21 protein-coding genes and 1 pseudogene are annotated in these 24238 nt (G+C 41.5%); 13 read left to right on the forward strand and 9 right to left on the reverse strand.

Features of this window, described 5'->3' with window-relative positions; translation table 11 throughout:
• Nucleotides 1-100: 100 nt before the first annotated feature.
• From AR337_RS08795 to AR337_RS08820, 6 genes and pseudogenes are all read left to right on the forward strand, one after another.
• Nucleotides 101-841 (forward strand): SDR family NAD(P)-dependent oxidoreductase, encoded by a 741-nt coding sequence (locus tag AR337_RS08795; protein ID WP_059171646.1) that lies wholly within the window; start codon nt 101-103, stop codon nt 839-841.
• Nucleotides 842-1171: 330 nt separating this feature from the next.
• Nucleotides 1172-1366: pseudogene (locus tag AR337_RS23715) on the forward strand (isocitrate lyase/phosphoenolpyruvate mutase family protein); the annotation flags it as partial.
• 29 nt (nt 1367-1395) lie between these two features.
• Nucleotides 1396-1968 (forward strand): bifunctional transcriptional activator/DNA repair enzyme AdaA, encoded by a 573-nt coding sequence (locus AR337_RS08805; RefSeq protein WP_059171648.1) that lies wholly within the window; start codon nt 1396-1398, stop codon nt 1966-1968.
• On the forward strand, nt 1955-2863 hold the full coding sequence (locus tag AR337_RS08810; protein WP_059171649.1) for a DNA-3-methyladenine glycosylase: 909 nt from the start codon (nt 1955-1957) through the stop codon (nt 2861-2863). Before AR337_RS08805 ends, AR337_RS08810 begins: the two co-directional genes overlap by 14 nt.
• Entirely contained in the window at nt 2856-3344 is a 489-nt protein-coding gene (locus AR337_RS08815) for a methylated-DNA--[protein]-cysteine S-methyltransferase (protein ID WP_059171650.1), read from the forward strand. Before AR337_RS08810 ends, AR337_RS08815 begins: the two co-directional genes overlap by 8 nt.
• Nucleotides 3345-3779: 435 nt before the next feature.
• A complete protein-coding gene (locus tag AR337_RS08820) occupies nt 3780-6212 on the forward strand; it encodes a glycoside hydrolase family 3 protein (protein WP_059171651.1) in 2433 nt (810 codons plus the stop codon).
• 227 nt (nt 6213-6439) lie between these two features.
• Here AR337_RS08820 and AR337_RS08825 read toward each other — a convergent pair whose 3' ends face one another.
• A complete protein-coding gene (locus AR337_RS08825) occupies nt 6440-6904 on the reverse strand; it encodes a hypothetical protein (RefSeq protein ID WP_059171652.1) in 465 nt (154 codons plus the stop codon).
• A 13-nt stretch (nt 6905-6917) separates the two neighbouring features.
• On the reverse strand, nt 6918-7397 hold the full coding sequence (locus AR337_RS08830; RefSeq protein WP_059171653.1) for a GyrI-like domain-containing protein: 480 nt from the start codon (nt 7395-7397) through the stop codon (nt 6918-6920).
• 109 nt (nt 7398-7506) lie between these two features.
• Here AR337_RS08830 and AR337_RS08835 point away from each other — a divergent pair, with 109 nt between their 5' ends.
• The 3 genes from AR337_RS08835 to AR337_RS08845 all read left to right on the forward strand — a co-directional run bounded on the left by AR337_RS08835 (nt 7507) and on the right by AR337_RS08845 (nt 9861).
• Nucleotides 7507-8469, forward strand: coding sequence for a YafY family protein (locus AR337_RS08835; RefSeq protein ID WP_059171654.1), 963 nt, complete (start codon nt 7507-7509; stop codon nt 8467-8469).
• Nucleotides 8470-8594: 125 nt separating this feature from the next.
• Nucleotides 8595-9443 carry an MBL fold metallo-hydrolase gene (locus AR337_RS08840; protein ID WP_059171655.1) on the forward strand — a complete coding sequence of 283 codons (849 nt, stop codon included), beginning with the start codon at nt 8595-8597 and terminating at the stop codon, nt 9441-9443.
• A gap of 124 nt (nt 9444-9567) precedes the next feature.
• Nucleotides 9568-9861 carry a hypothetical protein gene (locus AR337_RS08845; protein ID WP_172797527.1) on the forward strand — a complete coding sequence of 98 codons (294 nt, stop codon included), beginning with the start codon at nt 9568-9570 and terminating at the stop codon, nt 9859-9861.
• Between the two features lie 185 nt (nt 9862-10046).
• Here the strand turns inward: AR337_RS08845 and AR337_RS23605 are convergent, their stop codons facing one another.
• Nucleotides 10047-10742 (reverse strand): hypothetical protein, encoded by a 696-nt coding sequence (locus AR337_RS23605; protein WP_216637369.1) that lies wholly within the window; start codon nt 10740-10742, stop codon nt 10047-10049.
• Between the two features lie 456 nt (nt 10743-11198).
• Between AR337_RS23605 and AR337_RS08855 the strand changes: the two genes are divergently transcribed.
• Genes AR337_RS08855 through AR337_RS08865 form a run of 3 tightly spaced genes read left to right on the forward strand, consistent with a single transcriptional unit; the run spans nt 11199 to nt 14833 of the window.
• Nucleotides 11199-12410, forward strand: coding sequence for a hypothetical protein (locus tag AR337_RS08855; RefSeq protein ID WP_059171657.1), 1212 nt, complete (start codon nt 11199-11201; stop codon nt 12408-12410).
• A 15-nt stretch (nt 12411-12425) separates the two neighbouring features.
• Nucleotides 12426-13655, forward strand: a complete 1230-nt coding sequence (locus tag AR337_RS08860) for a Zn-dependent hydrolase (RefSeq protein WP_156424349.1) — start codon at nt 12426-12428, stop codon at nt 13653-13655.
• Between the two features lie 2 nt (nt 13656-13657).
• On the forward strand, nt 13658-14833 hold the full coding sequence (locus tag AR337_RS08865; RefSeq protein WP_059171659.1) for a M20 family metallopeptidase: 1176 nt from the start codon (nt 13658-13660) through the stop codon (nt 14831-14833).
• 237 nt (nt 14834-15070) lie between these two features.
• Here AR337_RS08865 and AR337_RS08870 read toward each other — a convergent pair whose 3' ends face one another.
• The 6 genes from AR337_RS08870 to AR337_RS08900 form a co-directional block, all read right to left on the reverse strand.
• The gene (locus tag AR337_RS08870; RefSeq protein WP_059171660.1) at nt 15071-15667 is read right to left on the reverse strand and encodes an SMI1/KNR4 family protein; all 597 of its coding nucleotides are present in this window, start codon (nt 15665-15667) and stop codon (nt 15071-15073) included.
• 600 nt (nt 15668-16267) lie between these two features.
• Nucleotides 16268-17164: a DMT family transporter gene (locus AR337_RS08880; protein ID WP_059171662.1), complete on the reverse strand. Its 897-nt coding sequence runs from the start codon at nt 17162-17164 to the stop codon at nt 16268-16270.
• A 174-nt stretch (nt 17165-17338) separates the two neighbouring features.
• On the reverse strand, nt 17339-18742 hold the full coding sequence (gene gnd, locus AR337_RS08885) for a decarboxylating NADP(+)-dependent phosphogluconate dehydrogenase (protein ID WP_059171663.1): 1404 nt from the start codon (nt 18740-18742) through the stop codon (nt 17339-17341).
• A 135-nt stretch (nt 18743-18877) separates the two neighbouring features.
• Nucleotides 18878-20224 carry a GntP family permease gene (locus AR337_RS08890; RefSeq protein ID WP_059171664.1) on the reverse strand — a complete coding sequence of 449 codons (1347 nt, stop codon included), beginning with the start codon at nt 20222-20224 and terminating at the stop codon, nt 18878-18880.
• Nucleotides 20225-20242: 18 nt separating this feature from the next.
• Complete coding sequence (gntK, locus tag AR337_RS08895; RefSeq protein WP_059171665.1) at nt 20243-21781, reverse strand: gluconokinase; 1539 nt, start codon at nt 21779-21781, stop codon at nt 20243-20245.
• Nucleotides 21774-22505, reverse strand: a complete 732-nt coding sequence (locus AR337_RS08900; protein WP_059171666.1) for a GntR family transcriptional regulator — start codon at nt 22503-22505, stop codon at nt 21774-21776. Before AR337_RS08900 ends, gntK begins: the two co-directional genes overlap by 8 nt.
• 292 nt (nt 22506-22797) lie before the next feature.
• On the opposite strand from AR337_RS08900, the gene AR337_RS08905 reads away from it, so the two are divergent.
• A complete protein-coding gene (locus AR337_RS08905) occupies nt 22798-24216 on the forward strand; it encodes an MFS transporter (RefSeq protein ID WP_059171667.1) in 1419 nt (472 codons plus the stop codon).
• Nucleotides 24217-24238 lie beyond the last annotated feature (22 nt).

Genomic DNA, 24238 nt, shown 5'->3' on the forward strand with positions numbered 1-24238 from the left:
CATGATGGTTAGTGCTACAATAATGTAGATTGCTCATTATTTCACATGATTTTTTGGGGAATAATAATAAGCATAAATAATCTATAGTGGAGTGATTTATATGCAAAGAAAAACAGCGATTATTACAGGTGGAGGCAGTGGATTCGGAAGAGAAACGGCTTTGAAATTGGCCCGGAAAAGGACAAATATTTCTATTGTTGATCTATCCAAAGAAAAAGGGGAAGAAACGGTTCGACTTTGTAAAGAGCTGGGATGTGAAGCAATTTTTGTACAAGCAGATGTGAGTAAGGTTGAGGATGTTAAAAATTATGTCGCACAAACGGTTGACCAATTTGGGAAAATCGATTTATTTTTTAACAATGCAGGAATTTCAGGTTCTGGTGTTCGCACTCTGGAATGTTCTGAAGAAGAATTTGATACCATTGTGGACGTGAACCTAAAGGGCGTCTTCTACGGTTTGAAATTTGTAGTGAATGAAATGCTAAAAATCGGGGGAGGAGTGATTGTCAACACAGCCTCACTAGGTGGCCTGGTCGGAATGCCTACCTTGGGCGCTTATTCAGCAACAAAACATGCTGTTATTGGGCTGACAAAAACCATTGCTGGAGAGTATGGAAGAGAAAATATCAGAATCAATGCAATTGCCCCAGGTACTAATGAAACACCAATGGTGAGGGCATTCCCTCCAGAAGCTATTAAAGCCATGGCCGAAGCAGTCCCGATGGGCAGATTAGGCCAACCTCATGAAGTTGCAGATGTCGTCGCCTTCCTGCTGAGCGAAGAATCTTCCTACATTCATGGCGCGGTTATTTCGATTGATGGCGGAGCTGCTGCTTTATAATACCATTTAGTAAAGGCTCATAAGAAAAGGAAATTTCCAAATGGGTGGGCAACCTTTATAGTTTGGACATTTTTTTAAAAAACTAATGACAAAAATAGTACCTTGAACCTTAAAGAAAGTTAGTAATGAGTTTATAGTGAAACAGACTTTAAAAGTGGAGCACCGTTTAGCTTCACTTTTTTATCTTATTCTAAAGGCAGACCATAAGAGCAAGAAAGAGGACGAAATGTATATCGATTACTTGTTAAAATGGCTCCAATAAGCAATAGGAGGAAATCAAATGAACAAGATTCAGGCATTCAACGAGCTGCATTTTTCAAAGGAACAAAAATTACAAAGAATGTACGCGCTCCATTAAATGTATTATCTTTACCATGTCTAACAAATTGTAATAAGCTTAAAGAATTAGGAGTAAGACGTTTTAGCTTTGGAAATGCCTTATCTGATAAAGTGATTGCCTTTATACAAAAGAATGCTGATCAATTATTAGAGTTAATGGATACCTCCCATTTGTACGAGAACTAAAACTAGGGCAGGAAAGGCAGTGAAGTTTTATGGTGACTAATATTAACCTAACATTTGAAGAGATGTGGGAGAAAATCATCGCATGTGATCGAAAATATGATGGGCTGTTTTTTACTGCGGTAAAAACAACCAAAATATTCTGCCGTCCTTCCTGCAGATCAAGGAAGCCCCAAAAAATGAATGTTGAGTTTTACCAAGACATGAATGAAGTTGAAAGAGCTGGCTATCGCCCTTGCAAAAGATGCCAGCCAGAAGTTGGGCAATCCCCTAATATAGAGCATGTTAGAACCATCACTACGTTCCTGATCAATCATTATAAACAACCTTTGAAATTAAAAGATATAGCTGATCAAGTTGGATTAAGCCCCTTTTATTTGGAACGTTTATTTAAACAAGAGACCTCTGAGACCCCACGTACTTATTTAGAAAAAATACGCATCGACAAAGCAGCCCACCTTCTTAAAAACACAACTTTAACGAACCTTGAGATCTGCTATGAGGTTGGATTTCAGAGTCCTTCCAATTTTTATAAAGTGTTCCGAAGCTTAAAAAACTGTTCACCTAGTGAATATCGAAGGGAACTCGTAAATGAATTGGATTGATTATGAATCTTTTATAGAGATTTATCCTCCAAAGGAATTTAACTTTGAAGAGTGTTTAATTTTTTTAGGCAGGTCCAATCAGGAAGTGCTCCATCAAATTAAAGGAGACTCTTTATATAAACTAATTAAAGTTAATAAATCTTTAATAGTATGTAAAATAGGCTTTTTTAATAATTGCTTAAAGGTTGAATTCCCGATAAGCCCCTTATCTAAAAGCAGCCGCAAAATAGCAGCAGAGTATGTTTGGGAATGGTTTGATTTGGATCAGGATTTAGAAGGATTTTATCAAATGGCTAGCCAAGATAAAATTTTAAGCAAACTTGTTCATAAATATTATGGCTTACGCATTATGTGCATTCCAGATTTATTTGAGGCATTAGTATGGGCGATTATCGGACAGCAGATCAATTTAACATTTGCCTACACGTTAAAGAAACGTTTTATCGAACAATATGGTGAAAGTTTAACTCTCGAAGGAGAAACGTTTTGGTTATTCCCCTCATTTGAAAAAATAGCATCGATAGGCGTGGATGATTTAAGAGTTCTTCAATTTACTGAAAGAAAGGCTGAATACATCATCTCTATTGCAAATGCTATGTTAAACGGGGAATTATCTAAGGAATTATTGCTTCAAAAAAAAGATTATCAGCAAATACAGAAGTCGTTATTAATGATAAGAGGAGTCGGAGCATGGACGGCAGATTATGTGATGATGAAATGCCTGCACCATCCTTCTTCGTTCCCTGTTGCGGATGTCGGTCTGCATAATGCACTAAAGAATCTATTAGGCCTTGAGAGGAAACCAACTATAGAAGAAATAAAAGAATACGCAGTAGATTGGGAAGGCTGGCAGGCGTATGCCACCTTTTATCTTTGGAGGTCTTTATATGACTAAACTATATAAATTGGATTATGAATCACCGATTGGCATAGTAGAAATTATTGGTACTCATGAAGCTATCACCTCTATTTTGTTTTCTGAAGAGTGTAAAAAGGTGAATGGCCTACAAGATGAAACTCCTCTAGTTTTAAGAGAATGTTATAACCAACTTGACGAATATTTTAAAGGCAACAGCTTTGAATTTACATTCCCTTATCAAGTTGAAGGGACTGACTTCCAAAGAACTGTATGGGAAGCTTTAAAAGAAATCCCTTACGCGAAAACGTGGTCTTATAAGGATATTGCAGTTTCCATTGGAAATGAAAAAGCGATCAGGGCAGTAGGAAGTGCGAATGGAAAAAATAAGTTAAGTATTATTATCCCCTGTCACAGAGTAATCGGTACAAATGGAACTTTAACCGGTTATGCAGGAGGACTGTGGAGAAAGGAGTGGCTGCTGCAACATGAGAGGTCATTTCAGAATGAAAAACAATAGTTGTTCAGTGTTGCCCAAGTTGCAAGACAGCCAGTTAAATGAAGGGGACGGCTCATTGTTCTTTCCGCAGGAAAGAGACAATCAGCCGTCCCTTTTTATAATTTAAAGAAGTGTAGCTGAATTATACTGGCATTTTTGCCAAGTTGTACTCAATACTGGTTCCATTTCCCTGGTTTTGTAACTGTTCTGTAATCAACCGTTCATACTAGGATAACAATTTTTCTTTATAGTAATATACTTATTGGTATAGGGAATTGATTGAGAAGATGAGCCAAATTATTACAGTGTGTGACTTTTTTTAACAATATTGCAATTAACCATACATACTTAGGTAATAGTTTTTCTCTATACTAATATACTTATTCGGTGGCGAGGGAGTGATGAAAAGCTATATCAAAAATAAAAGACAAATAGGATATAGGGAGAGAGAGTTAGATGTTAAAACGAATTAATTTAATTTTTATGACAGCACTTATTTTACTGTCTTCATTAGTAATTCCTGCTAATGCGGAGAACGGTGGAACGGAAGGGGCTAAACCCTGGATGAACACCAAGCTCTCTGCTGAAGAGCGCACTGAGCTGCTTCTTGATGCGATGACGATGGAACAGAAGATCCAGCAAATCGCAATTTCACGCTTCAATGAGAACGATACCGGTGATTCGGTCGTCATCAAGAGGGGCGGTACTAGTAAGTACATGAACGGTGAATTCGCACCACAAGGTACCCTTCCCGGGTGTGAATTTCAAGACACAGGCAGGCAAATCAAAGGGATCGAGGAATTCGGTATCCCTACAGTACGTATGACCAACGGTGGAACGGGTGTTAAGGGCGGATCGTGCCACAATGACCCATTGGCAACTGGCCTTCCGTCTACCCCAGGTTTGGCTGCGACATTCGACCGCGAGCTAAACTATGAGGCAGGACGAATTCTTGGTGAGGAGACACGAGCTTTCGCGCATCACGTGTTCCTCGGACCAGGTATGAACCTTATCCGTCACCCGTACGGTGGCCGGAACTATGAGTACTTCAGTGAGGACCCTTATTTGACTGGTATCCTTGCGATCGAGCAAACAAAAGGTATCCAGGATCAGGGAGTCCAAGTCCAGCTAAAGCACATGGCTGGCAACGAACAGGAAACTGAGCGTTGGACGATGGGTGTCCAAGTTCCTTCACAAGCTATGAACGAATTGTACATGTTGCCATTCGAGATGAACGTCAGAGATGCTGACCCAGCTTCCGTGATGTGTTCATTCCCGGATGTTAACGGTACTTATGCATGTGACAGTTCTGAACTTCTACAAGATGCCCTACGGAAAAACTGGGGCTTTGACGGATACGTCATGAGTGACCGTCGTGCGATTCACGACACAGTGTCTGCTATCAAAGCGGGTTTGAATGTCGAGCTCGACTGGGCACCACAGTACTACACTCAAGAGAAGATCCAAGAGGCTCTCGACTCAGGTGCGGTAACTGAGGACGACATCGACAACCTACTTCGTCCACGTTACATCAAGATGATCGAGTTTGGCCACATGGATAAGCCTTTCGATAAATTTATGCCGGAAATCGTCGATCCGATGGCTAATGGCGCTAGCGCACGGAAGATGGCCGAGGAAGGCTCCGTGCTGTTGAAGAACGACAACGGCTTCCTACCATTAGACGGTGAGCCAAAGTCGATCGCGTTGATCGGCATTGATACGTTCGCTGGTGCGGCAAAGATGTCACCTCGCTCTGTTCGTGACGACAATGATTATGTAGTGACTCCATATACGGTCACACCACAAGAAGGATTAGAGAATGTTATCAAAGAGTTGGGCTACAACACGAAAGTGACGTACAACAATGGCAGTGACCCGAAAGCTGCAGCCAAGTTAGCTGCTGAATCTGATGTCGTGCTTCTCATGGTCGGCGACAACCCACATGAGACAGTGGACCGTGAAACCCTCGGATTCCCAGCCTTGAACCTAAAATCGGGCTTGGCTGAGCAAGAGCCGGTAATCGACGCAGTTATGGAAGCTAACCCGGAGAATACTGTTGTGGTACTGAAGACTTCTGGTACGTCAATTATGCCATGGTTGGATAAGGTACCTGCAGTTCTTCAAGCGTGGTACCCAGGTATGGAAGATGGTAATGCCGTCGCTAACCTACTCTACGGTAAGGTTAATCCATCCGGTAAGCTGCCAATGACGTTCGGAGCTACTGAGCGTGAAGCAGCATTCGCGACTGAAGAACAGTACCCTGGAACTCGACAAGATACAGGTAAGGTAGGTGGCCCAGGCCCTTACGGTGATGGTAAGTCCGATCAGCTAATCGCTCAATACACAGAAGGTCTTGAGATGGGTTACCGCTGGTACGAAGCAAACAACGTGAAGCCTGTATTCCCATTCGGTTACGGTCTGTCGTACACGACTTTCGAGTATGACGATCTTAAGGTGAAGAAGGTCCGTGGTGAAGGCAATGGCAAAAAAGACTCGCTGTCTGGTATTGACGTGTCCTTCACAATCACGAACACTGGTGACGTTGCCGGTAAAGAAGCGGCACAAGTCTACCTAACACTTCCGGATGAGGCAGGACAGCCTACAAAGCGTCTTGTCAACTTCGAGAAGGTTGACCTTGAGCCTGGTGAGAGCAAGCAGGTGACTGTTCGTATTAACCATGCCGACTCCAACCACCCGTTCTCCTATTTCATTCCGGAAGAACCGGACAATCTTGCAAACTGGGCTGACGGCGAGTGGGCAACTGCTGACGGAAAGTACCGCGTGCATGTCGGTGGTTCTTCAACAGACACACCGTTAGAAAAGGATGTCCCGCTGAACTTCAAACTCAGCAAGGACGACAACAAAGGCAAGGGGAACTCTCGTAAGTAGGCCCCTGCTCATGGGATGACGCAGGCGACCCGGTAGGGGTCGCCTGTGCATCCCGAAGGTGGTGAGCCCGCGGGCCTCGGCGTGATACGCAGAGGCTGCGGGCTCACCGCTTTTTTTTATACGCCTCAATTGACAACGAGAGGCTGAGGGGTGCTATTTTGTTATTGAATGCCTCGATATATATTTGTTCTAGTTTTTCTATTCCTCCACAAGGGCTTTCGCTTAATTTAATATTCTCCTTTAATGACAAAATACGAGCCCCGAATGGTTCCAGCAAGTTTAGACTTCTGCCTTGCAAACTTGAACTTCCCTTCTAACTCTTTTGGTACTTCCATTCCCTCGGAAAGCTTAAAGCCAACAGCCCGTTTCTTAGGGTCATCAACCGTATACATGACGTTGACCGAAAGACCATCTTCATAAAAGACGTAGGCAATTTTGATATTTTCCACTTGAAAATGCGATGTTTCTAAAGGCTTGGCCGTAAATTCAATGTCACGTTCTTCTTTCAAAATCCGGTTCACATAATCAAGGGTTTCCTGACTTTCACTCGCTGGTACAACCATGAATTCATGCTTGTATTTGTTCATAAAGTAGCGGGCTTCATTCGCGCGTAAACCGGCAAGTGCTTCTTCTACAGGTGAGGACTCTAATCCGACTATAGATACATGTTTAAAATCAACGATATAGGACAATCTCCAGCCCTCCTTATTTCCTGACAACAGGAATCCAGAACTCACCATATACCATGCCGTTTAGCTGCCCCATCTCAACCGCAGCATTTGGCCCGCCAACATAGGCATAATCATTTACTTCTGGCAAAACTTGGCCAAAGGCAATGCCTGTGAGCGTGTTACTCAATTCTTCAGCTGTATTTGCTTCCCCTTTAACAACCAGGTATTCCCCCTTTGGAAATTGGATGATCCTTGTTGCTTCTGGTAATGTTGCCTCTGTCATGACGCCTGCATAATGCATCATCTTGTTATTCACCGCTTCGTTAACGGTAAAAACGTAGTCATTGGTGGCTAGAGCTTTTAAAGTGTCAAGCCTTCCATCTTCTTTTACAGCCCGCCAAAAGTCTGCTTTTTCTTTGTTAATGCCAGCATAGTCGGTGTAATCACTTTTAAGCTCAGTTCCAATACCTAAAACGGTAAAACTATCTTTTTCTTCTATGTTATAATCTGCCATGTTCAAAACCTTCCTTTTTAAAAAATTTATCAAATGATTTATCTTTTCACTTGATGAATTTATAATAGCTTTAAATCATGTCAAAAAATGATACTGTTTAGGAGTCGCGATGAAAAAAGTTGAACGGATTAATACCATCATGCGGTATATCAACAACCGCGCTCACTTTACAATTTCTGAAATCATGCGGGAATTTAACATCTCCCGTTCGACAGCTATTCGAGATGTCAGGGAAATTGAAGCCATGGGGATGCCGCTTGTCGCAGAAGTTGGAAGGGATGGGGGTTATTTTGTCATGAACAACTCTGTCCTTCCCACTGTCCGTTTTACCGATAATGAGGTCAAAGCTCTTTTTATTGCCTTTATGGCCACAAGGAATCAACAACTCCCATATCTAAAGAGCCGCCAGTCTTTAGCTGAAAAATTACTAGGTCTAATCTCAGAAAACCAGCAGGATGACCTTGTCCTTTTAAATCAAATCTTGCTCTTTGAGGGCACCAATCCCCATAATCCCGACCTGCTTGATCTGTCAGACCTCCCTCACCCTATGTTAGAAAAACTCATCCAAACCCTTCTTTTGGATAGCCATTTATTGATTTCCATTAAAGAAGAGATGGAAATAAAGTCTTATCAGATTTATCTCTTGCACCTTTATCGTGAGAAAAGCCTTTGGCTGATTGAAGGCTTTGACTTTAAAGAAGAAAAGGGTAAAATTTTTTCTGTCGACAATCTCATCGATGTTGAACCATACCCTGCCAACAATAGATGGAGTAAGAAAAAGATTTTAGAAAAACTAAGTAAGCAGGAAGAAGCAATCAACCTAGTCCTTGAACTTGGTCCAAAGGCGATAGCCCAAGTCAAAAAATACCATCCTTTAAAAGTTTCAATTTCCTATACAAATCCTTTCCAGACAACAGCCATTTTAAGGACTTTTATCAATGTCAATAATTCAGAAGAATTGACCGAGATAACAAATTGGCTGCTTTTCCTGGGTAGAGATATCAAGGTTAGGGCAGTACCGGAAGAAGTCTTGGAAGGTTTACAAGAGAGATTATCCTTATTCTTTCCATGAGTAGTGGCGGGTAAAACCCAAATCATTTCACCGTTCCGCAAATAGAGCAGTTTTGAAAAAATTCCGTATGTGTAAACAACCGGTGTTCGACTTAAAATAGTATAAAAGAAAGGTGGCAGCCCTTTATGCACTCAATAAATAAATTAGGGAAGAGTTTTTGGTATATCACTCCAATATCGGTGACCGACCGGCCCATTTTAGGGATGGTGGTGGGCAATAAAAAAACTTTAATGATTGATGCAGGCAACTCGGAAGACCATGCCGATTATTTTGTGAATGAACTTTTAAAGAGGGGGGTCCCGAATCCTGATATAGTCGTCCTGACTCATTGGCATTGGGATCATATCTTTGGTCTTTCAGCGTTACCTAATACAGTTTCTATTGCTTCCAAAGAAACAAAAAAAGAAATGGAGAAGCTAATCCCGTTTTCTTGGTCAGACGAGGCACTGGATGCGCGAGTGAAAGAAGGAATAGAAATTGAATTTTGCGCGAAGGCAATTAAAGAGGAATACAAAAATCACCGGGATATCACGATTGTTTTGCCGGATGTAACTTTTGAAAAACGGGTGGAAATTGACCTTGGAGGGGTAACTTGCATCGTGCAATACGTTGGAGGCGATCACGCTGCAGATTCAGCAATCGTCTATATCAAAGAAGAAAAGATTCTCTTTCTTGCTGATTGCATTTATCCAAATATGTATGCCGAAAAAGTAAACTATACAATCAGGGAAACACTGCGGCTATTGGATGAATTGGAATCATTTGATGCAGATACTTATATACCTTCGCATCAACAACCTATCTCAAAAGAAGAGTTTAATCAGGAAGTAGCCAAGCTTAGAACGATTGCGAAATATACACAGATTTGCGGCGGAGATAAACAGAAAATCATCAATGAATACGAAATGTACGTAAATAGGGAACTTACAGATGATGAAAGAGAAACAATTGAGTACTTTGTAAATGGGTATTAAAAAAATCCCTGTGTCCAGCGGTGCTTTTACATGTTAATCATGTTAATTATTGCAAAAGGCAGTGGCCCACTGCCTTTTTTAATTCCTTTTTGAGATTTCATATTTTCCTGCACTTAATTCAATTTTGCTTGGGTTATATGATTCTAAAGGAAGCCTGCATTATGTGGGGCACACCGGGACGGGAAAAATGACAGTGGGCGACTGGAAAGAGCTAACACGAGAATTAAAAGAACTCGTAACCGAGCAGTTCCCTTTCAATAAAATCCCGCAGCGCCATGGGCATGCCATCTGGGTAATCCCTGAAAAAACAGTAAAGATCAAATTTGCCGAATGGACAGAAGGTGGAGCGCTAAGGCAGCCAAGTATTGAGGGATTCATTGAATTTCCGCCGGAGGAGTGTTTGCTTGAAAGATTCTGAGAGGGATTATTTAATCTACCCATGTAAAGATTCCGCTTTTCATTTCATCGACTGCCAAGGACTGTATTTTTGAAGTTTACATAGGTACTACATGCCAAGAAAAAAGGATATCTGCCACCATTATGGGACAAAATATCCTTTTTCAGTTTTAATCCGATTAAGAAATCCCCAGGATTTTATTACTATTAATGTGGAATATCACCTGCAATAGCGTCTCGTTCTTCTGGTGTTATGAAATAATGATGGATATCGTAGTGATGAACTTCATATCCTTCATGGCCGTGTTCTTGAAATTCAATATTTGTATGATTAATTGAAGGTGAAGGCAGTCCTTTCATACCATCTAAATCAACTATACTTTCCCCTTTGGTAAACATCTCCTGTGCTGGCATTTGTTCGATAAACACCAGTTTTCCTTTTTCAACCCCGTAAATTGGCCCCAATGGCATGGTAGATGGGATAGCCCAGTGTTCCCCCATTTTTGGTACACTTGGCGTAAGTTGAATCACGCCCTTAGGCAAGACCAATAAATAAACGGAACCATCTTCATTTTTAGTTACCCTTGTTGTATAACCAGCCTTATCGACTAAATTAGCAAGTTCATCAAATGAAGCAACATAGCCTTCCTTAAAGTTGTAAATATTGATTGTTTTATTTTCAAATGCGACGGTTTTTTTAGAATGATTGATTGAATAGGCCTGATTCAATGTACCGAAAAACGCTTCAACATCTACAAAAACCTCACCTTTTTTCTGATAGTTATAAGGCGAATAAACTTTAACTCCATTGATTTCTACCTTTGGTGAAGGTGTGGAAGCACTAACAGAAAAAACAACTACCAGGGACAAAATGAGAAACAAACCTGCAAATAACTTCTTCATTTTTACAATTCCCCTCCAAAATAATAGTTAGAACATTGTGTTTGTTCTTAATAAAGTTATAACATTTACCTTACAAAGAACAAGAAGAAGTTCTCGACAATTTATTTAGTTGCATATGTGTAGGGGAAATCATTTGAGTTAGAAGCATCAAACCCGATGTAAAAGGTGAGACCTTCTTACAAAGGTACCGGAAACTGGATTTCGGTATGGTTTAATAAACATCCTTAAACAAACCATTCACGAAGAACGAGTAAACACAACGTTTTTGAAGAAAATGCAAAAAGAATAATAATTTTCTTATTTTTAAAAAATGAAGTTTAGTTAGAAGTTTACCATCAAGAGTGGAAAAATTTAAAATTGACTGAACAGTATAATTATAATATTATTCTACTATTACATTATTTTTCGTAAGACTAAATAATATTACTAACCTCTTAGAGAAAGCGAAGTGGTCTTATGTCACAAATGCTGGCACTTGTTATTATTGTAGGAATTCTATTTATTGGAGACTTAGTTGCCGTACGAACGAAAGCATGGGTTCCGTCCATGTTTGTTTGTGCCGTTCTATTTCTCGCTGGTTTTTGGACGTTTTTTCCGAAAGACATCGTATCTATAGCTGGTGTACCGCCAGTTGTTGCAACCATGATGATGTATTTGCTCATTACTAATATGGGTACATTATTATCCTTAAATGAATTGAAAAACCAATGGAAAACCATCGTAATCGCTTTGTTTGGAATCCTTGGAATTATTGCCATTTTATTTACGATCGGAAGTGCTATTTTCGGATTTGAGACGGTGATTGTGGCGATACCTCCATTAGTGGGTGGAATCGTATCCGCCTTGATTATGTCGGAAGGTGCAAAGGAAGCCGGTCTTATCTCCCTTTCCGTATTTGCCATTGTCATCTATGTTGTACAGGGATTTGCCGGTTATCCAATCACTTCCATTGTATTGAAAAAAGAGGGGAAAAGGCTGTTAAAACTGCATCGCAGTGGAGAAATTACGGCTATTAAGGAACCGGGAAATGGACAATCAGAGGCCACGTCCGCTTCTGCGATAGCCCAACCGGAGCTTAAACTTTTTAAAAACTTGCCAGAAAAATACAACACAGATTTCTTTAAGCTTTTTAGGCTGGCATTCGTCGCTTATCTTGCCTATCTCGTTTCGGCTTTAGCAGCACCAGTTGTCTCCATCAGCCCGTTCGTTTTGTGTTTACTCTTTGGAGTTATCGCCTCAAGTGCAGGGTTTTTGGAAAAACAGGTATTACAAAGAGCAAATGGATTTGGACTAGCCCTAATGGTACTAATGCTGTTTATTTTTGATGGCCTGAAACAAGCGACACCTAGTATGATGCTCGAGATTTTATATCCGCTGATAGGCACAATTATTCTGGCTGTAATCGGGATGTATATTTTCTCCTTTATTGCCGGAAAAATTTTAAAAGTGAGCAAACATATGGCGTTCGCTGTTTCACTAACCGCCTTATATGGATTCCCGGCTGATTATATTATTACCAACGAAGTTATTAAGTCGTTAACGGATGATGAAAAAGAAAGGGAAATGCTTACTAGCCATATGCTGCCGCCGATGCTTGTGGGTGGTTTTATAACAGTTACGATAGTATCTGTTATCCTGGCAGGCATCTTTGTTGGATTCTTGAAATAATTGGAGGGAAAAACATTGATTGGCTTACAGGAACGAATTGAAAAACATATAGAGGCTTTAAGTCAGTTCACCGCCACACCGGGTAAAGGGACAACCCGGCTGACTTATAGCAAAGAGGATTTGCAGGCGAGAAATTATATTAAAGAAAAAATGGGTCATTACGGGCTGGAGGTTAGGGAAGATGGCCTGGGGAATATTTTTGGCAGGCTGGAAGGCACATTAAAAGATGCACCCAGTGTTCTAATCGGTTCTCATTTTGATTCGGTACCAAACGGCGGATCATACGACGGCCCTGCAGGAGTGGTGGCCGCACTCGAAGTCGCTGGCCTTTTCATAAAAAATAACCTTATACCCAACTATCCGTTAGAAGTGGTTGCCATGGTAGAAGAAGAGGGTACCAGATTTGGCGGCGGCCTGATGGGATCAAGAGGGATAGTTGGCCTATTGACTGACGAAGAATTTACTAGTCTAAAAGATAAGGATGGGGTAACAGCCGCGGAAGCAATGAGGCAAATTCGTCTCGACCCATCTCTTCCGAAAAAAAGAGACCCAAAAACGATAAAAGCTTTCCTGGAATTGCATATTGAACAAGGACCGATCCTCGAGGAAAAGGGCATTCCAATCGGAATGGTGGAAGCCATTGTCGGATTAACTCAATTAGAAGTAACGGTTGAGGGGCGGGCAGGACATGCGGGCACCACCCCAATGGATCGCCGTGCCGATGCGTTAGTTGCGGCAGCCACTATAATTGCGCGGTTCCCGGAAATCGCAGGTGATGTAGGGGAAGGAACCGTTATCACTACCGGCCGCATGAATGTTTGGCCAAACGGGGCAAATGTGATACCTGAAAGGATCGTATTCACGGTTGATATACGGTCAGGATTAGAAGAGCGCGTCCTTGAAACGATCAAGAAAGTCATTGAATGGATTGAATCCTTTAATGGAAATGGAATTAAGACAGCTGTCCATAAGCAATTATTTATGCCGCCAAAGGAAATGAATAAAGAAATCCTTTCCCTTTTAAAAGAGAAATGCCGTGAATTGTACCTACCGTACTGTTCGTTAAATAGCGGTGCAGGCCATGATGCAATGGTTCTGTCTGATGTAACGGATGTGGCCATGTTGTTCATTCCAAGCAAGGACGGCCTCAGCCATTGTCCAGAAGAATGGTCGGACGCCGGAGATATTGCAAAGGCTACAGAGATTTTATACGAAACAGCAAAGACATTAACGGAGGCAGAATAGACATGATCCATGCAAAATTAAAACAAGCGATTCAATCGTACAATGACGAACTAATCGAGTTGCGCAGAAAGTTTCACAGTGAACCGGAATTATCTTTTGAGGAATATGAGACAACAGCCTTTGTTTGTAAGTACCTTGAGAATCTGGGGATTCCTTACCATAGGACGGAACCAACAGGGGTTATAGCAACCATTGAAGGCGGAAAGAAAGGGAAAACTGTTGCTTTGCGAGCGGATATGGATGCCTTGACGGTTGAAGAATTAAATACGGACCTTTCATATGCATCAAAAGAGGAAGGAAAAATGCATGCATGTGGACATGATGCCCATACTGCGATGCTGCTAATTGCCGCTAAATCATTGAATGATATAAAAGAAGAATTGCCTGGAAAAATCCGTTTGATTTTCCAACCAGCCGAGGAAGTAGCGGCGGGAGCAAAAGTCATGGTGGAACAGGGAGCAATGGACGGAGTGGACAATGTTTTCGGCATCCATATTTGGTCACAGCTGCCGACCGGAACAGTTTCTTGTACACCAGGGCCATCCTTTGCGTCAGCGGACCTTTTCACAGTCACCTTTAAAGGCAGGGGCGGCCACGGGGCGATGCCTCATGCTTGTGTTGATGCAGCGATTGTTGCGTCGTCATTCGTGTTGAATGTTCAATCGGTTGTTTCGCGGACGATTGACCCGCTACAGCCGGCTGTTTTGACTGTAGGGAAAATGGTCGTTGGGACACGGTTCAACGTCATTGCTGAAAACGCGGTAATAGAGGGAACTGTACGCTGCTTCGATCCAGCGGTGAGGGACCATATCGAGCAGCAGCTGCAGAACTATGCGGATCAAGTGGCAGCGACTTACGGAGCAACAGCGAAGGTAGACTATACCCGCGGCACACAGGCGGTCATTAACGATGAATACAGTGCAAAACTCGTTCAAAAAACAGCCGCCGAAGCATTTGGCGCAGAGGTCATCTATCATGAAAAGCCAACAATGGGCGGCGAAGACTTCAGCGAATACATTATGAAGGCACCGGGAAGCTTTGCCCTCGTAGGCAGTGGTAACCCGGAAAAAGACACACAATGGGCTCACCACCACGGCAAATTCAACGTCGATGAAGATGCCCTCGCAACTGGTGCCGAGCTTTATGCCCAATACGCCTGGGCATACTTGAACAAATAGAGCATTGAATAGGAGATTAAGCCAGCTAATAGTATAGCAACGGGTTCGGTTTTGAAGTACAAAATTCGAATTTACAGTGGCTATTCACACAGTAATTCGCCACGGAATTAGCAAACACTTTAGCAGTAAAATTAGCACGCAAAAAATCTCAGAGCCATTAGGTTCTGAGATTTTTTAGTAGTAGTGCGTTGTTAAACATAAGCACCCGTTAATTCAATATTCAGTTTCTTTGGATTTCTATGTAATATCTCTATTAAACCCCCAAAAACTAAACTCTAGATCACCATCATTATCTTCAATGTAATATGTCCCGTTCTCTAAATTCTCAACAATAATACAAAAACATTGTTTAAAACTATCCCCAACTAACTCTCTATTTTCGTCATCGTGCCACATTTCTATGACTTGACCAAAACTTCCTTTTTCTGTTGGGTCAAGGTCTAAACAGTGATGGTCTCCACCACCATTAGCGGTAATAGGTATCCATTTAGTTCTCCACCACTGATCAGATTTAACCTTATTTGTATTAAAAATTAGTTCGTCCCAATCATTAAATTCACCATCATTTAGAAGATTCGTCCACACTTGCCATTCTTCTACAATGTTATCTAGACTGAGTAACTCATACCCACCAATTAAACCTGGGTAATCAAAATTACCTTTCTGACCGTTGTGTATTTTCATAGACTCTTTAAAATCATTTGGAAATTTTATTCCCATTTTTTCCTCAGCATTAATGAGCATCTCATCCGTAGCACCATCATTTAATGAATCAAGTAATTCAGGGTAATTTGACTTTAACCATAGTTCAAGCCTTTCCCATAATTCCTTCATAAAAAAACACTCCCCAGAATAATTTGCCCTTTATAAATGTTCTTCTAAATCTACTGAGTCTTATTCGCCGAATATCGGCTAAAATCCTCCAAAATAAAAGTAGGTCCTCTGCAACTAAACTGCTTCTTATGTTGAATAAGCTCTCCTTTAATTTTAACATAAATATCCAGAAATCTGCTTGACGTTTTCAACACACAAATTCGCATAGCAATTAGCAAGGTGAAAATAACTTTAGTCACCTTGCTAAAAGGGGTGCGAATACGAGTGCTACCCCCCCTAAATTCATGTAAAACCTTGATATATCAACAAAAAGATGCAGTCCAGTTCAGTTGCGAATTGGACTGCTAATTTGTATGTGAATTAAGTTTTTGTACTTCAAAAACGAACCCCTTAATAGAATAGCTGGCTTTGTTTTTTGTTTATAAGACTATGTGTGACAGGTACATTATAGTATGCGATGGCTCATGGGTAAGGTGAAAGGCCTTTTCCAGGCATATTACAATTCGAGTTTTGCATATAAACGAATACTTTACTATAAAAAGAAAGACTGTAATCAGGCTCGAATTTCATCGAGTGTGATTACAGTCTTAAGTGAGGGCATTAAGAATGCTTCCTAATTCGGAAAAGGTTAGTACCGAGTTCGTTTATTACGATTGCTGCTAGTATAATAGCCGTGCCCAGCCACTGAAGAGGTGTTACTGTCTCTGACAAAATTATGCTGGCTGATAGGATTGCGATTGGTAATTCAATAGATGTTATTATATTTGCAATTCCTCCTGAAACGAGAGGTGCACCCACTGCGAAGAATAGTGGTGGAAGGACTGCTCCAAATAACGAAACTCCAACGGCGGTAGTTAACAGGTTTCCTTCCAATGGCAATACAGAAGGGACTTCACGGATAAATAGGATAAAAACTAAAATGGTCGATCCTGTTACCATCAAAGCGCTTCGGGTCCATGGATTCACATTTACAGCGACCTTTCCACTGGAAAAAATAAATCCCGCATAAGTGAATGCGGAAAGAATGCCGAAAACGAAACCTTTAACAGGAAGGCCCTGTATGTCTCCATTAATAATATTCGACGCAAAAACGACTCCCACTAAAATTAGAATGATGGACAAAACTGTTACAGGCGCAGGTTTTATTTTGCTGAAAATCCATTCCAGCATAATTCCGATCCAAACAAATTGGAACATTAAAATGATGGCCAATGAAGCGGGCAGATATTGCATTGAACCATAATAAAATATACTTGTTAAACCGATAAAACAACCGGTCAGCATTATTTGAAGAACATTTTTCTTATTAAGCCCTTTGAAACCGGAGCGTTTAATTAGCGCAAAAGACCATAATAACAATGAGGAAATGACCATTTGAACGATATTGATTTGTGCGAGTGAGTAGCCAAAGCCAAACCCCAATTTGGCGAAAATCGGTGTAAATCCAAAAAATGAAGCACCTACTAATATAAATAAAATACCTTTATTTACTTTCATTATGAGACCTCCTTGCTGCAACGCATAACTATACTATTATAACATAAACAAGGTGTTTAATGAGAAATCTTCCTGAGCCATAAAACACTCAGGAAGATTTTTATTTTAGTAGGGAATATCATATCAATCTCTTTTAGTTAAAAAGGATTTACGTTTATCGTCTGAAATCCATAGTCACTGCCAGTCGTTGTGAAACACTCCGTCCATATCAAGCCGTTCATAGGTGTGGGCGCCAAAATAATCCCGCTGTGCCTGCAGGAGGTTGGCGTTTGATATACTTGTCCGGTAGCTGTCGTAATAGGTAAGAGATGCACTTAAACATGGGAACGAAATTCCGGAAGCAATACCCTCGCAGACTATTTTTCGAAGGCTCATTTGATATTCTTTCACTTTTTCCGTGAAATAGGGGGCAATTAATAAATTTGCCAAATCCGGCTGCTCACCATATATTTCGCTGATTACGTTTAGAAATTCAGCGCGAATGATGCAGCCACCACGGAAGATAAGGGCAATCTCCTTTAGAGGCAAGTCCCAGCCATATTGCTCCGAGGTCATTTTATATTGCGTAAAACCTTGGGCATAGGCGCAAACCTTCCCCATGTATAACGCTTGCCTTACATATTCCGTCCATTCTTTTTTATCTAACTCTTGTCCATTCCATTCCGGGCCGGTTAAAATTGTTCCCGCCTTCACTCTTTCCTCTTTTAAAGCGGATAAGTAACGGGCAAACAAAGATTCCGTAATGATGGAAACGGGGATTCCGTTATCAATGGCTTGTAGGCTCGTCCATTTACCTGTTCCCTTTTGGCCAGCCTTATCAAGAATCACATCGATTAGCGGCAAGCCTGTATGATCGTCTTTTTTTCTTAAAATCTCCGCCGTAATTTCGATTAAGTAGCTTTTAAGTTCACCTTGATTCCATGACTCGAAAATGTCGGCGATTTCCTCTACGGGCAAAGCCAATTTCTCTCTTAAAAACGTATAGGCCTCGGCAATCAGCTGCATATCCGCATACTCGATGCCATTATGGACCATTTTTACAAAATGTCCCGCTCCTTTTGGGCCAATATATGTACAACAAGGTTCATTATCTACTTGGGCTGCTATTTTTGTCAGAATCGGGGCGGCCTTTTCATATATATCCTTATCACCACCCGGCATAATGGAAGGGCCTGTTAATGCTCCGGTTTCCCCACCAGAAATCCCTACCCCTAAATAACCGATTTCCTTTTGCTTCAACTCCTCATATCTCCTTGCTGTATCTTCATAATGGGAGTTACCGCCGTCCATGATGAAGTCGCCCGCTTCAAGATACGGAACCAATGAACGAATGACCGAATCAATCGGGCCGCCAGCTGTGACCATAAGAAAGATTTTCCTGGGTGTTTCTAACGATTGGACAAAATCTTGAATTTCATAGTAGGGATGGATAGCCTGCCCACTGCTTTTTTGGACGAGCTGATCGGTTAAATCCCTTGTGTAATTGTAAACCGCAACCTGTTCTCCTTTACTGGCCATATTTAAAGCGATATTCCGGCCCATGACCCCTAATCCAATAACCCCAATTGTATTCAACATTGATGGCAACTCCTTTTAACAGATTAATAGGCAGTATATCCCGATAAAAAAGGGGGATATACTGCCTCGGCTAGCCCAGCAATTTTAAAAAAATTATGTATTGGTATGAGCCAGCGTGAAAATGGAAGTCGAGCTTTACACGATTAAGCTTAATAATAAAACAAATCCTAATCCCGCAACTGAAATGATGGTCTCAAGCAATGTCCATGTGGCAAAGGTTTCTTTCATGCTTAAGCCAAAATACTCTTTAAACATCCAGAAGCCGGCATCGTTAACGTGGGAAGCTATTAAACTACCAGCGCCAGTTGCTAGAACTACTAAAGCAAGATTTACATCGGATTGTCCAAGCATTGGGATAACCAATCCTGCAGTGGTTAAGGCTGCGACAGTGGCAGATCCCAGGGAAATCCTTAAGATGGCGGCAATAATCCAGGCAAGCAGGATTGGAGACAGGGAAGTTCCTTTGAACAATTCCGCAACATAGTCTCCTACGCCTCCATTGATCAATACTTGTTTGAATGCTCCGCCGCCCCCGATAATCAGGAGCATCATACCGATATGTGAAATCGCTGTTGTACATGAATCCATTACGGTCTTGATTGGAATTTTTCGTGCAATTCCCATCGTGTAGACAGCAACTAATAAGGAGATCAGCATGGCAGTACCGGCATCACCGATAAAACGGATGGCTGCCAGCAAGGCATTGTCTTCAATTCCCATTGTTTTCTGAAGCAGTGTAATAATGGTGGCAATGGACATTAAAATAACAGGAAGGATAGCAGTGAATACACTGATGCCAAATCCAGGTGTATCTTCCAATTTAAACGATTTTTGCTCACCTAAAGAGGCGATATTACCTGTTTTCGTAAAGGATGCAGGAACAAGCTTTTTAGCAAGCTTCGTAAATATCGGTCCGGCGATCAGGACTGTTGGAATGGCGATAATAAATCCGTAAAGCAATACTTCTCCAATATCTGCTCCATATTCCCCAGCAATAACAGTCGGTCCTGGGTGGGGAGGAAGGAAACCGTGTGTGACGGATAATGCAGCCGTCATTGGAATACCGAGATATAGAATTGAAACCCTTAATTGTTTTGAAATAGCAAAAACGATAGGGATTAATAGTACTAAACCTACTTCAAAGAATAATGCTACGCCGATGATGAAAGATGCTGCGACGACTGCCCATTGAATATTTTTCTCACCGAATTTGTTCACGAGAGTCATGGCAATCCGTTGAGCGCCACCCGAATCGGCAATCAGCTTACCCAACATGGCTCCAAGTCCAAAAATTAACGCCAAATGCCCAAGTGTTCCACCGAGGCCGGCTTCAATTGTTTTGACGATCTCGCCGAGCGGCATGCCAAGTGCCAAGGCAACGCCAAACGATACAATGATTAACGAAATAAAGGTGTTTAACTTTAGGCCCATAATTAATAGTAGTAATGCTAAAATTCCAATTGCTACAATGAGTAATGGCATTGTATTTCCTCCTAAACGTTATCTAGTTGTCAAACCTCTTTGATACTTTGCAATCCGTGAATAGTCTTCTGTTAATACTCGGGATAAGTCGATAAAAATAGGCAGTAATTCCCTGTACTCTTTAACGGCATCTCCTTTCGGCGTATGTTTGTACGTGCTGCCAATCATTTCAGAAACTATTTCAAAGGATTCAATTTCTCCTATTGAAAATAACCCTAAAATACAAGCGCCAAGACACGAGCTTTCATAGCTTTCCGGCACTACTACTTCAGATTCAAAGATATCCGACATCATTTGCCGCCAGACCTCTGACCTTGCGAAGCCACCGGTTGCTTGAATGCGGGTGACAGGCCCATCCATACATTCAGTCAGAGCGAGAAATACTGTGTATAAATTGTATATGACGCCCTCGAGGGCAGCACGAACCATATGTTCTTTTTTATGGGACATCGTTAAGCCGAAAAAGGATCCGCGTACATCCGGATTCCACATAGGCGCCCGTTCACCCGCTAAATATGGATGAAATAATAATCCGTCAGCGCCAGGCCTTACACCTGCGGCGATTTTTGTTAAAACTTCGTATGGGTCAATCCCTAATCTTTTCGCTGTCTCTACTTCCGCGGAAGCAAATTCATCGCGAATCCACCGCAAGACCATCCCGCCATTATTTACCGGCCCGCCAATGACCCAATGCTTTTCCGTTAATGCATAACAAAATATTCTTCCTTTTTCATCTGTTTGTGGCTTGTCGATAATTGTTCGAATGGCGCCGCTTGTCCCAATGGTGACAGCAATTTCACCTTTTCGTATCGCATTTACCCCCAGATTCGAAAGGACGCCATCACTGGCTCCAATGACAAACGGGGTCTCTGGATCAAGACCGATTTGGCTTGCTAATTCTGGGTTGCAATTGGCAAATGTTTTTGTTGTCGGCACGAGTTCGGATAATTGAGCTCTTGAAATCCCTGCAATCGCTAATGCCTCTTCATCCCAATCCAAGGTATGAAGATTCATCATTCCCATGGCTGAAGCAAGGGAGTAATCGACAACATATTGACCAAAGAATTTTTTAAAAACAAATTCTTTAATCCCGATATACTTTTTCGTTTTGGCAGCGATTTCCGGACGGTCATTCACAATCCAGGCGATTTTGGCCAATGGCGACATAGGGTGAATGGGGGTCCCGGTTCGCTTATAAACTTCATGGCCATTCAGCTCATTTTTAATTTTATGAGCCCACGCTTCGCTGCGGTTATCTGCCCACGTGATACATGGAGTCAGTGGCTGGTCGTTTTTGTCCATAGCAATGACGCTATGCATCGCACTGCTAAATGAAATAAACATTAGTTTTTTTTCAGCATGTTGGTTTCTAATATTCGAAATCGCTTGCAAAACTGCCCGGTATATTTCTTCCGGGTCTTGTTCAGCTGTTGAGATATCAGGTGTGTAAAGAGGGTAGCCAATATTCTCCTGTTGAATGACCTTGCCTTTTTCACTAAATAAAACCGCTTTTGTACTGGTGGTACCAATATCAATCCCTAACATAAAGTTAGTCATTTTCTTGTTCCACTCCTTTTGAAAGGATTTGTTGTGACATCCAAAGGTCTTCAACTTTGCCTTGTACATCGTCAAAATTTTGGTGCAAGGACTTAATCATAAGGTTCCGGTCTTTCGTTTGGATGGCTTCAATATATAGTTGATGGTTTTTTAAAATCCGTTCAAAATCATCGTACTTTTCCTTGAATCGCATGCGCATTGATAGAAGAATCAAGCTTTCCATAACAGGTTTTAAATTATTCCAAATCATTAGGATGTGGGAATGATTAACGGCCCGAATGATCGTTTCATGAAATAAAACATCCTGATAGGCAAATTCATCCGCATCATGATATTTGATGGCAACCTTCATCATTTCAAAAATTTTACTGAGTTCTTTTACTAAACCGCTAACGTCCCTTCTGACAAGACGTTCGAAAACAAAGGTTTCAATGAGCAGGCGAACATCATAAATTTCCTCAATTTCCTTATCCGTTAAGCCACGGACTACTGCGCCCATTCTTTCTAACTTAATTATATTTTCGGATGCCAATATTTTTATCGCATCACGGACAGGTGATCGGCTAACGGAAAAGTCAGCCGCTAGTTTGTTCTCCGAAAGAGTGGCACCGCTTTCAATCATTCCTGAAATAATCCTCATCCTGAGTTCGTATGCGATTCGATCCCCGGTCGATGCTTTTGACAGCCATTTTTCGGGATATAGGTTTTCCCTGGATTCTACCATACAGTAACCTCCTGTTAATCAAACAAGTACACTTGTATACAAGTATTATAGTTTCAATTATAAGTAATGTAAACGTTTTTTCAGAAAAATATTTACCTGGCTTTTTTCGTTCATCCAGCCCGAATGATAGAGAGGGTCCTTTTTGGGCGAAAGGTTACGGCTGTTTGCATCATGGCAGGTTATGCATGATTTGTAATTCTCATGAATAGATGCATTCTCAAATTCAAATAGTAACCAGTAGGTTTTGTTATTTTAGAAAATAAATAACGGTTGGAATAAAAGGAGGTTCACCATGGGTAATGGTTACAAAGGGACAAATAAAATGATCACTGGGATTGTGTTTGGAGTTCTTACGTTTTGGCTGTTTGCTCAGGCAATGGTTAACGTCGTCCCAGCGGTTCAAAAGGATTTGGGTATCTCATTAGGGATGCTGAATGTAGCCATCAGTTTAACTGCTTTATTCTCAGGAATGTTTATCGTGGCAGCGGGTGGGATTGCCGATAAGGTAGGGCGCAAGAAAATAACTAATTTGGGTTTGATTTTAAGTATCATCGGATCTCTTTGTCTCGTTCTTGCAAATGGTTCTGCGATGTTAATCATCGGACGTGTGATTCAAGGCCTTTCAGCTGCATGTATTATGCCTTCAACGATTGCATTAATGAAAGAGTATTTTGAAGGGGCTGAACGCCAGCGTGCCTTGAGCTACTGGTCTATTGGTTCCTGGGGTGGATCAGGGGTATGTTCATTTGCGGGTGGTGCAATTGCAACCTATATGGGTTGGAAATGGATTTTCATCTTTTCGATTGTTTTTGCCCTTCTTGCTATGTGGCTGATTAGAGATACACCTGAAAGTAAGGGCGAAGAATCAGGTGAATTCAAGTTTGACTTTGGTGGATTGGCGATTTTTATCGTCACGATGCTTGCTTTAAACCTTGTTATCACTAGGGGCAAGGATTTTGGCTGGACAAGTCCGTTAACGTTAGGCCTCGTTGCTGTTACCTTGATTGGATTAGTTATATTTGTGAATGTAGAGAAAAAGAAAGAGCATGCACTGATTGATTTCGCCCTTTTTAAAAACAAACCGTATACAGGGGCGACTATTTCCAACTTTTTATTAAACGCTGTAGCCGGGACACTAGTGATTGCGAATACCTACGTCCAAGTTGGCCGTGGCTTTACATCATTCCAAGCAGGTATGTTATCACTTGGCTATTTAGTGGCAGTGTTGGCGATGATTCGCGTAGGAGAGAAAATATTACAGCGAGCTGGCGCAAAATCACCTATGATTTGGGGTGCAATCTTAACAACAATTGGTGTCGCAGTAATGGGATTGACATTCTTACCTGGTTTTATCTATACGGTGGTCGTTTTCATTGGATTTGCCACTTTCGGGATCGGACTAGGAATTTACGCAACCCCATCTACAGATACCGCGGTTTCGAATGCCCCATCTAATAAAGTAGGGGAAGCTTCCGGGTTGTATAAAATGGCAAGTTCCCTCGGTGGGTCTTTCGGTGTGGCCATTTCAACAGCTGTGTATAGTGCGATTGATTCAGTTGGAAGCTTAGAATCTGCGGCGGCAGGGGGAATTATAACAAACGTTATCTTTGCGGTCCTTTCCTTACTTTCCATTATTGTGTTTATTCCTGGAAGCAAAGGTGGAAGAAAAGCTTCCCAACCGCCAGGGCAGCCGACTCCAGCCACGGAATAATTTTACTCTAGCGCCACGAATT

It is taken from the genome of Bacillus sp. FJAT-27445 (assembly GCF_001510665.1).
In the GTDB taxonomy this organism is placed as follows: domain Bacteria; phylum Bacillota; class Bacilli; order Bacillales; family Cytobacillaceae; genus Bacillus_D.